Genomic DNA, 10,944 nt, shown 5'->3' with positions numbered 1-10,944 from the left:
TACTGGTCCAGCTGGCTCAGTGTCGAGAGCAATGGTATACTCCTGTGACTCTCCTGCTTCGGTCAGAGGGGCTATCTCGGTGATATTGACTTGACCAGGAACAACTGCGTCATTATCAGTAATGGTGATCTCGGTGGATAGGATATCGAGATCCAATGGATATTTGTCTAAATCCCCACTGCTGGTAATCTCATAGCTGATGGTGCTGGTCTGCTCACCGTCTGGTAAATCGTCATCCAACGCCTGTACCGTAATGGTTTTGGCAGTAGTATCTTCTAGGCTTACCACTACTGTGTTGTCGAAGGTCTGCCCATCCAGACTGATTTCACTGTTCTCATCCGCAGTAATAGTAATCTCTACTGCTCCAGCTGGAACACTATTCAGAGCAATGGTATACTCCCCAAGCTCTCCCTCTTCCAGAGGGGAAATCGGGGTGATAACCACTTGAGCAGGATCGGTAATATTGGTAGTGAGTTCTCCATCTAAGCCAACAGTATAGTTTTCATCCTCGGAAACTGTAACTTCGTAGCTGATTTGACTAGTGTGATCTCCTTCAACTTGGTTATCATCTACCGGCTGCACCGTGATTTCTTTTTCCAGAGTCTCAGCGTTGAAAGTAATTTCTTGCTCTGTGGCAAACTCTTCACCATCTACCTTGATTACACTCTGGTCATCAGCAGTCAGCTTAACTGTTACATCCCCAGTGGGTCGCGTACTTAAAGCAACTGTGTAAATTCCCTCTTGACCCTCTTGGACAGACACAGGACCATCGATGAAAACGATTCCAGGGTCATCGTCTACAATATTGGCAGTATATGATGGCCCTTCTCCAAGAGGATAATTCTCAGGATCTTCTGTATCGGTAACTGTGTGAGAGATTGTGCTAGTGTGAACGCCTTCTACTAGAGCATCCTGAGTTGCTCGTACCGTAATGGTTTCTTCAAGTGTAGTTGGGTTGAGGGTAATGATTCGCTGAGTGCCAAAATTGATGCCATCGAGACTAATTGTACTCTGGTCATCAGCTTCGATAGTAATTTGTACTTCTCCAGTGGGAGGAGTATTCAAAGAAACTGTGTAAGTGCCTGAACCATTGTTTTCAGTGATTGTGATGGCCTGGCTGAAAATCAGTCCAGAGTCATTATCAGTAAGATTGACAGTGACCTCTTGTTCTAACTCGCCCAGGGGATAGTCTGGGTCCTCGGAAGCTGTTATTTCATGGCTAATTGTGCTAGTGTGATCACCTTCGACCTGATCATCATCTAACCCCTGTACTGTAATTTCTTTTTCCAGGGTTTCAGCGTTGAGGGTAATAACTTGCTCGGAGGCAAACTCCCCGTCATCGACTTTGATTAGACTATCATCATCGGCTGTGATAGTGACGGTTACATCACTAGTAGGCACAGTGCTTAAGCCAATTGTGTAAGTATCTTCTTGACCTTCCTCAGCAGACAAGGTGGTCTCACTGAAAACAATCCCAGGGTCATCATCTGTAATTGTGGCACTGAACGAGCCGCTAATTCCTATCGGATAATTAGTGGTATCTTCGCTGTCAGTCACTGCGTGGCTGATAGTGCTGGTGTGAGTTCCTTCTACCAGATCGTCATCAACGGCTTGTACACTAATGGTTTCTTGCAGTTTTTCTGGGTTGAGAGTAATGACTTGCTCTTTGGCAAACTCTCCGTCAACTACGTCTTGATCACCTACCTTGATTAAACTATCGTCATCAGCGGTTAGAGTAACAGTCACCTCTCCAGTAGGTACAGTATTTAAAGCAACTGTGTAAGTTCCTTCATCACCACCTTCTGTAATTGCGATCGCATCACTAAAGATTAGTCCAGGGTCATTGTCAGTAATATCGATAGTAACATCATCGATCTCCTGGCCTAGAGGATAATTGGTGGGATCACTTGAACCAGTAATTTCATGGCTGATAGTGCTCTTGTGCTCGCCTTCCACAGCCGTGTCATCAACCACCTGCACTATGATAGTTTCCCGTGTAGTTCCTTCGAGCTGGATCGTTTGGGTAGAATTAAAGTTATTACCGTCTGTGCTGATTGTAGTCTGTGGATCAGCGGTGATAGTCACGGTTACTGAACCACCCCCCACAGGAGGAGTGTTTAAACCAATTTCGTAAGTCCCGATCTCTCCTTCAGTGAGATCGAGATTACTGATAATGACTACTCCAGGCTCATCATCAGTAATCTCTGCTGTAACATCTGGAATTTCCAGTTCTGGGGGATAGTTTGTGTTGTCTTGGGATTCAGTAATAGCATGCTTGATGGTGCGGTCGCGAAGACCTTTAAATTCTTCATCATTTTCTACCCGCACGGTAATGGTTTGCAGGGTTAGGTTACTGAATGTAACATCTTGACTAGAAGCAAAGTTAGTACCATCAACACTGATTTCAGTATCATCATTATCAGCTGTGATAGTAACTGTCACATCGCCAGTAGGCTGAGTGCTTAAACCAATTTCGTAGGTATCAGTACTGCCTTCAGTGACCTGAGGAGTACCAATGATAACTATTCCGATATCATTATCAGTAATGGTGGCAGTGACATCATCAATGGGTGTGTTCTCATTGGAATAGTTTGTATCGTCTGAAGCAATGCTGTGGGTAATGATGCTGCTGTGAATCCCTTCCGGCGGATCATCATCTACCGCTTGCACCTTGATTTCCTTTTCCAGTGTGCTTTGGTTGAGGGTAATCACCTGCTCTGATGCAAACTCTTCACCATCCACACTGATCAGACCTTGCTCATCCGCTGTAATGGTAACCGTTACATCTTGGGTAGGCTCCGTGGTTAAACTAATGGTGTAAGTCCCCTCTTGACCCTCTGAGACAGACAAAGACTGATTGGAGATAATCACTCCAGGGGTACCATCTTTAATGTCGATAGTAGTAAACTCTGTTCCCCGTCTTTCAGGATAGTTCGGATCCGTAGAATCGGTAATTTCATGGGTGAGGGTACTGGTGTGAAGACCTTCTACATCGTCGTCTGTTGTACCTCGCACCGTGACAGTGGTTGGTGTAGTGTCACTAAGTTCGATATTTCGACTGGTGCCAAAGTTTAAGTTGCCCTCATCCAGAGCAAGTTCACTTTCCCCATCTGTGGTGATAGTAACTCTTACGGGGCTAGTGGGGGTGGTACTTAAGGCAACTTCATAAGTTGTCAAGTCTCCACCTTCCTCAGTGGGCTCAGTTGCTGGAGTGATGATCAGACCTGGGTCATTGTCAGTAATATTTACAATTACATCTCCAGCGTTACTGTTTACTTTATAAACTGAGCCGTCCGGAGCGTCAGTAATGGTGTGGGTGATGGTGCTGGTGTGAGATCCTTCGACGGTTGAGTCATCTATAGGTTTAACGGTGATAGTTTTTGCCGATGTGTCACTGAATCTAACATCTTGGCTTGCGGCAAATGTGCTACCTCCGTCAATACTGATCTCACTCTGGTCATCAGCCTGAATAGTAACTATTACATCTCCACCAGGAGGCTGTTCTAATCGAAGTGTGTAGTTACCTTCATTACCCTCTTCAACACCATCTTCAATATTTTTTTGAGGATCACTTTCATTAAACGGGGCAGTATTAAAACCAAAAAGGCTGGAGCTATCATCAATAATCTGAACGGTAGCGTTATCAATTGTTGTGCTTGTAGGATAGTCGCTATTGTCTCCAGCAGTGATTGTGTGGGTGATTGTACTTTCGTGAGTCCCTTCTGATGCTGCGCTATCTTCTGTAGCCTGTACCTTAATGGTTTGGGGTGTAGTATCGCTGAGTGTGATAGTTCCCTGCTCTACAAACCCACTCCCATCCGGCAATTTGATGTCACTATTGTCATCAGACTCAAGGGTGATTGTTACCGGTCCATCAGGATTGGTGCTTAATGCAATGGTGTATTCATTTTCCTCACCTTCTAGAATTTGACCAGTAGGTTGAGTGATGATTACCCCAGGATCATTGTCAGCAATATTAACAGTAACATCCCCAACTTTACCACGTGGAAAGTTTGAACTGTTTGAATTAGTAATTTCGTGGCTAATGCTAACTGTTTGAGGTCCGGTGACATCTGAGTCTTCAGCAGCCTGCACCGTGATAGTTTTTTCAGATGTGGTGCTGTTGAGGGTTATCATTTGCTCGGAAGCAAATGCTTGGTCATCTTCTACCTTGATTAGACTCGATCCATTGGCTTTGATGGTGACTGTTATGTCTGCATCAAGCCCGTCTGCTTTAATTGTGTACGTACCATCTTCTTGACCCTCTTCAATAGACAAGATTTGGTTATCGAAGGTGAGCAGATCTGGGTTATTGTCAGTAATAGTGAAATTTATCTGTCTAGTTTGATCTTGAGAATATTGTGGTTGTGTTGCCTGGGACTGAGTAATGGTGTGGGTGATGGTGCTGCTGTGGTTACCTTCTAGGATATTGTCCTGAATCCCCTGCACCGTGATTTCGGTGGTGAAGTTAGTTGGGGTAAAGGTTATCTCTCGGGAAGAGAAAAAGGTGTTGCCCCCATCTAAACTAAATTCACTCTGACCATCGGTAGTTTCGATTTGGACTGTTACGTTTCCATCCGGCGCGGTACTCAATCCAAATTCATAGGTACCATTTTCACCCCCTTCAATGGGTGTGGGGGTGCCTTGGATATATAGCCCTGGGTCATTATCGGTAATGTCAAGGCTGACAGGAGTCAGTTCGGTATTTAGAGGATAGTTCTCTTCGTCCTCTGTGGCTGTAACAGTGTGAGTGATGGTGCCTGGGTGAACACCTTCAGGAGTGCCATCATCATTAACCCGCACCGTCACAGTTTTTTCTAAGTTGCCACTGAATACGACGGTGTGTTGGGTATCGAATCCTTGCTCATCCACATTGATTTGACTCTGCCCATCAGTTCTGAGGGTAACGGTGACGGGTTGAGTTGGTGGGGGGTCTAAGGCAATAGTGTATGTCGGCTGTTGAGTACTACCTTCAGTAAGCTGGATAGTTGTCTGTGAGAGAATAACGTTTGCCATAGTGATTCAAAATGTTTAGTTAGTTATTTATAGCGATAGCTAGTACCAATTGCTAATTAGGGATAGCTGCATCAGAATTCGCTTCGGGTTTGGGTCTATAGGAATTGGGTAAAGGGATTTCGGACACCCACTGGTATGGGTGTCGATCTGAGTTATCCATCCTCTGGCAATACAAATGCCCGACCGGGTTTCAATTTGTCTTAAAACCTTTCCCCAATTAATTTGACCCAGCGATTTTATTGTCTTCCCCTTGACCTACTACTGTTCACCGGGAAAGTACCGAATTTACTGTGGCGCTAACTAGGGATTTTACATAGACTTCTCGAAAACTTTGCGTTTATAATAAATTACTGGCTTACCCCCCTTGAAAACTGCCCCACACCCGTCAGAGACTGGAGTTGTTCAGGCATGAGCATTTCAGAGGTGTTTTGTGAAAAAAGTTTTAGGAATCATTCTCGGTGGTGGCGCAGGAAGCCGCTTATATCCACTAACTAAGCCCCGGGCTAAACCAGCAGTGTCAGTGGCAGGCAAATACCGCTTGATCGATATTCCTGTCAGTAACTGCATTAATTCTGAGATTTACAAAATCTATGTACTAACCCAATTTAACTCAGCATCTCTCAATCGCCACATTACCCGTGCCTATAATTTCTCTGGCTTCTCAGAAGGGTTTGTTGAAATTTTACCAGCCCAAAAAACTGCGGAAAACCCAAGCTGGTTTCAGGGAACAGCAGATGCAGTTCGTCAGTATCTCTGGCTATTTGATGGCTGGGATGTTGATGAATACCTAATTTTATCAGGAGACCACCTCTACCGGATGGACTATCGCTTATTTGTCCAACGTCACCGGGACACTGGAGCGGATATTACTCTGTCGGTTGTGCCTATTGATGAGAAACGAGCATCTAGCTTTGGCTTGATGCAAATTGATGATCGGGGTAAGGTGATTGACTTTCGCGAGAAACCCACAGGGGAATTGCTTAAACAAATGCAAGTGGATACTACTGTGCTTGGTCTTACACCAGAACAAGCCAGAAATAGTCCTTACATTGCTTCTATGGGAATTTATGTTTTTAGTAAAGCAGTGATGAAAGAACTGCTCGAAGCTAATTCTGAGCACACAGACTTTGGTCACGAAGTTATCCCAGCCTCGATGCAAAAGTATAACATTCAAGCTTATTTATTTAATGATTATTGGCAAGATATCGGCACTATTGAGGCATTCTACAATGCTAATTTATCCCTGACTCGTCAACCTAAGCCATCCTTTAGCTTTTATCAGGAAGATGCTCCGATTTACACCCGTGCCCGTTATCTACCACCCTCAAAGCTTTTAGACTGTCGGGTAACAGAGTCAATTATTGGAGAAGGGTGTATTCTCAAAGATTGCCGCATTAATAACTCGGTATTGGGATTGCGATCGCGAGTGGAAGCTGGAACAGTTATTGAGGACTCTTTAATTATGGGTGCTGACTACTATCAATCTTTAACAGAACGTCTATCAGCCCAAGAACAAGATCAAGTGACTTTAGGGATTGGTAAGGATAGCGTTATTCGTCGTGCAATTATCGATAAAAATGCTTGTATCGGTAACAATGTCAAAATCTTCAACAAGGATCGTGTGGAAGAGGCCAACTGTGAAAGTGAGGGATTTTATATTCGTAATGGCATTGTTGTAGTGATCAAAAATGCAGTAATTCCCCATGGAGCCGTGATTTAGTATTGGATAGAAAGGGTTAGTTGCTGTTAGCAATTTTCTACAAAAACCTTATACTATCTACAAAAAACTGTTAGATTATAACTATGGCACTAGTTCCCTTACGTAAGGCGGTCGAACTTACGGGATTATCGGGGAACACGTTAAGGAAGTATGCGGATAATGGCACAATCAGATGCGAAAAAACTCCTGGTGGAACAAGACTCTTTGACTCAACAGATCTTCTCCGTTTTGGAAAAGCTCCAAAGTCTAACAGATCACGCTGTCACACCATCTGCTACTGCCGAGTTAGTAGCAGAAAACAGCGAGACGATCTTGCCCGCCAAGTCGCCTACCTCCAATCCCTCTTCCCAGAGGCGGAAATCATTAAAGACATCGGGTCAGGACTCAATTACAAAAGGAAAGGTCTTAGAACCATATTGGAACGAATTGTGTGCGGAGATAAGCTCACGATTGTTGTTGCCTGTAGAGACCGACTTACCCGATTTGGGTTTGAACTCATTGAGTACTTGGTCGGTCTCAACGGTGGAAAAATCCTGGTTCTCGACCAACCTGAAAGTTGTCCCGAGTTCGAGATTACCGCAGATCTTCTTTCCATCATTCACGTCTTCTCTTGCCGAGTCCACGGACTTAGGAAATACGGTAAGAAAATCAAAGAAGATCAGAGTGTTCCTAAACCCTGAACAGCGTACGCTTGTTCGCAAATGGTTTGGGGTATCCCGTTACGTTTTTAATAAGACCGTTAAAATTCTTCAAAATGGTGAAATTAAAGCTAACTGGAAAGCCATTAAAACTGGTATATTAAACGACCTTCCCGAGTGGTGCAAGTCAGTGCCTTATCAAATCAAGTCTATAGCGATAAAGGATGCTTGCACCGCCGTCCGGGAGGCGAAAAAGAAGTACAAGAAGACTGCTCAGGTTAATCGGGTTAGATTTAGATCTCGTAAAAACCCCAAGCAGTCTTGCTACATTCCCAAATCGGCGGTATCTGAGAAAGGCATCTACCACACCAAACTGGGGGAAATATCTTATGCAGAATCTATTCCTGACAACATTGGCGATTGCCGATTAACCAGCCACAATGGGGAGTACTACTTGGTAGTCCCCCATGAAGCAGCGAAAATGAAGACCGACAACCAAGGCCGAGTAGTTGCTTTAGACCCTGGAGTCAGAACCTTTCTCACCTTTTTTAGCGAGACTTCCGTAGGGAAGATTGGGCACGGAGATTTCTCCCAAATCCAAAGACTATGTCAGCACTTAGATAATCTGCTTTCAAAAATTAGTAAGGCTAAACGTGGGCAGAAACGCCGAATGAGAAAGGCTGCCCGCCGGATGATAGTCAGGATTCAAAACCTAATAAATGAACTGCACCACAAAGCTGCCAGGTTTTTTGTAGACAATTTTGATGTGATATTACTTCCCACTTTTGAGACATCTCAAATGTCAAAGAAAGGAAATAGAAAAATCCTATCTAAAACTGTTCGCAATATGCTTAATTTTGCTCACTATCGATTCAAAGAGTTCTTAAAGCATAAAGCCAAAGAGACTGGTAAGACAGTAGTAGATGTCTGCGAAGCCTATACTAGCAAGACTGTTAGCTGGACCGGTGAAATGGTAAACATTGGCGGCAGTAAAACAATCAAATCTAGAGTTGATGGTCGATCTATGGATTGACCTTTGGTCACGCTTCGCGAACGAGACATCAACGGCGCTCGTGGAATATTCCTGCGAGCCTTGGGAGATACCCCCTGGCTGCGAGAGCAGCTTGCATTAGTGGGCTGAGATCTGCGTTTTGTAGATTTTGGTAGCTAAAAAGTATCGGTAAGTTCATCCACATCAAAATTAGCCACGCTTACACGCTTACCCTAGGGATAGGGATTAGACATGCTTAGGCTAGGCATTAAGTACTAAAACCATTAACCCTTAGCCTAAGGCCTTGCTACCTCAGACCTTGCCAAAACTGCTGAAAACACCCTTAACAGAGTATTAACATGTACGGAAATTGCGATCGCAGCAGTGAGGAAGAACCGAACTAAGTTTACTTGAAACCTTTGTTACCCTGGCGTTGAGGTGGATAAACCATAATCCAAGGGCAATAACTTACCCGTTACGATCTTAGACGATTAGGAGACACTCTTGATGGCTGCGACCGACTTCAAAGACTATTACTCGATCCTAGGAGTCAGCAAAACTGCTAATGCTGATGACATTAAAAAGTCCTTTCGGCGTTTGGCCCGGAAGTACCACCCGGATCTCAATCCTGGGGACAAACAAGCCGAGGCTCGCTTTAAGGAAGTCAATGAAGCCTACGAAGTTTTATCTGACTCGGACAAACGGAAGAAATACGATCAATTTGGTCAGTACTGGAAGCAAGCGGGACAAGGATGGTCTGGTCGTAGTGGAGTCGGTGTTGATGTTGGTGGCTTTGATTTTAGCCAGTATGGCAGCTTTGACGAGTTCATTAATGAATTGCTGGGTCGCTTTAGCACTGGTGCCCCCGGTGGTGGAAGCAGAAGTAGTCAGAGCTACTCCTACCGTACAAGTACTTCTAGCTCTAATGGGTTTAATGATTTTGGTGGTTTTAGTGGCTATAGCAGCACCTCGGGCTTTAACAACACTACAGGAGCAAGTGCTGACCGGGAAGCAACCATTAGCCTCAGTTGGTCTGAAGCCTTTAATGGTGTCCAAAAACGGTTCAGCCTAGGTAGTGAAACTATAACTGTCAAGATTCCCCCTGGTGCCAAACCCGGTAGTCGTATTCGGGTGCGAGGCAAGGGTCAGGTCAACCCTCTGAATGGGCAAAAGGGAGATTTGTATTTGAAAGTAGAACTCAAATCTCACTCTTTCTTTGAGTTCGATGGTGAGAATCTGGTTTGCGAAGTGCCAATCACACCAGATGAAGCGGTTTTGGGTGGGTCAATCGATGTACCAACTCCAGATGGCTCTGTGAGTATGAATATTCCTGCTGGTATTCGTTCTGGTCAATCTCTGCGGTTGCGGGGTAAAGGCTGGTCTTTACCTAAGGGTGGACGTAGTGATCAGTTAGTGCGAATTACGATAGTAACTCCGAAAAACCTCACCAATCAGGAGCGGGAGTACTATGAAAAAATCCGTGAAAGTCGTCGCTTCAATCCTCGCAGTCACTTCTCCCAAGTTCGACTTTGATTATATCTAGCAGTGCTCAATGGGGCTAGGGACTTTCCGGCTGGGTTAATTGGAGTAGGCAGTAGGCAGTAGGCAGTAGGCAGTAGGGGTAAGACAATTGACGGTACCTCATAAGAGGGTATCTATGGCATTTAACAGTGTATCTACTTCGGCATTCGGATTCAGAAAAGAAAATAGATGTTGAAAGCGGAGTTTTCCTAGCTGATCTAAAAGAAATTGAGCAGGTAGGGGAGCACCAAGTGCTTGACCAAGGTTATAGGCACGAAAGGTTCTACAGTTGGGGTCGCTCAGCAGTGGCATTTGTAAACTGAGATCGTTAACAACTTGTTGGCTTTGCCTGATATCTGTACTCGTAATCATTAACACCTCAACTCCTTTCTCAGTGAAACGTTGGTAGTTCTCATTGATGTTTTTGATGTGAGGGAAGCACAGGGGACAGTAATGCTTTTCTGTGAAAATGCGGGTGAATGCCAAGATGACCGGTTGTTTGCCCTGATAATCGGATAATTTGATCTGACGGTTATTGGTAATATCTGGTAGCTCAAAATCAGGTGTCCTTGCTCCGAGTTGTAGCGCGTTAGTTGCTGGTACAGGCACAAAATTGTGGAAGAAGCGCTGATTGATTAAGCCACTAAAGTTAAGGTCTCTGAGCATCAGGGGTTCAATTCTCCTGGACAGGGAATAGTTTATGGTTACTGTTATAGTTTACCTGTAGGCACCCTCAACTGTACCTAGTTCAGGCAAAGAAGGGCGATCTCTCGAAATTAGTGCAGCTTGCTCTCTATCACTTGGCTTGCAAAAACCTTAGTCTATAAAAACTTCTTGATCAAGCACCTACCCGAGAGGGAATTTATAGCGATTATCTGCTAGTAAATTTAACTAGACTAAGGGAAAATCCTGAGTTAGCCACTTTCTTCAACAAGGTGATTCAAACCGATATAGGTGTTGAGTTAGATTCAATCTTAATCTATAGATAAAAGAATCTAGGTTTGCTGGGGGGGCGACAAGCGCCCTGTAACCCTTGATATATCTTAAATTGAGCGAAT

At 44.4% G+C, this 10,944-nt stretch carries 6 protein-coding genes and 1 pseudogene; 5 read left to right on the top strand and 2 right to left on the bottom strand.

Annotated elements, in window-relative coordinates; all coding sequences use genetic code 11:
* Nucleotides 1–5,016 (bottom strand): hypothetical protein (locus tag AC4II3_RS20865; RefSeq protein ID WP_488029469.1); only part of this gene is annotated, 5,016 nt, incomplete at its 3' end.
* Between the two features lie 430 nt (nucleotides 5,017–5,446).
* Between AC4II3_RS20865 and AC4II3_RS20860 the strand changes: the two genes are divergently transcribed.
* The 4 genes from AC4II3_RS20860 (at nucleotide 5,447) to AC4II3_RS20845 (ending at nucleotide 9,898) form a co-directional block, all read left to right on the top strand.
* Nucleotides 5,447–6,736 (top strand): glucose-1-phosphate adenylyltransferase, encoded by a 1,290-nt coding sequence (locus AC4II3_RS20860; RefSeq protein WP_488010414.1) that lies wholly within the window; start codon nucleotides 5,447–5,449, stop codon nucleotides 6,734–6,736.
* Nucleotides 6,737–6,819: 83 nt separating this feature from the next.
* Nucleotides 6,820–7,416, top strand: coding sequence for an IS607 family transposase (locus AC4II3_RS20855; RefSeq protein ID WP_488010415.1), 597 nt, complete (start codon nucleotides 6,820–6,822; stop codon nucleotides 7,414–7,416).
* On the top strand, nucleotides 7,400–8,407 hold the full coding sequence (locus tag AC4II3_RS20850; protein WP_488010416.1) for an RNA-guided endonuclease InsQ/TnpB family protein: 1,008 nt from the start codon (nucleotides 7,400–7,402) through the stop codon (nucleotides 8,405–8,407). Before AC4II3_RS20855 ends, AC4II3_RS20850 begins: the two co-directional genes overlap by 17 nt.
* 465 nt (nucleotides 8,408–8,872) lie before the next feature.
* Nucleotides 8,873–9,898, top strand: a complete 1,026-nt coding sequence (locus AC4II3_RS20845) for a DnaJ C-terminal domain-containing protein (protein WP_488010418.1) — start codon at nucleotides 8,873–8,875, stop codon at nucleotides 9,896–9,898.
* 108 nt (nucleotides 9,899–10,006) lie between these two features.
* Here AC4II3_RS20845 and AC4II3_RS20840 read toward each other — a convergent pair whose 3' ends face one another.
* Nucleotides 10,007–10,552: a peroxiredoxin family protein gene (locus AC4II3_RS20840; protein WP_488010417.1), complete on the bottom strand. Its 546-nt coding sequence runs from the start codon at nucleotides 10,550–10,552 to the stop codon at nucleotides 10,007–10,009.
* A gap of 173 nt (nucleotides 10,553–10,725) precedes the next feature.
* On the opposite strand from AC4II3_RS20840, the pseudogene AC4II3_RS20835 reads away from it, so the two are divergent.
* A pseudogene (locus AC4II3_RS20835) lies at nucleotides 10,726–10,875 on the top strand (AAA-like domain-containing protein); the annotation flags it as partial.
* Nucleotides 10,876–10,944: the final 69 nt, after the last annotated feature.

The organism is Moorena sp. (genome assembly GCF_982860115.1).
The sequence above is the reverse complement of the archived record's forward strand: the minus strand, read 5'-3'. Positions and strand labels throughout refer to the sequence as shown.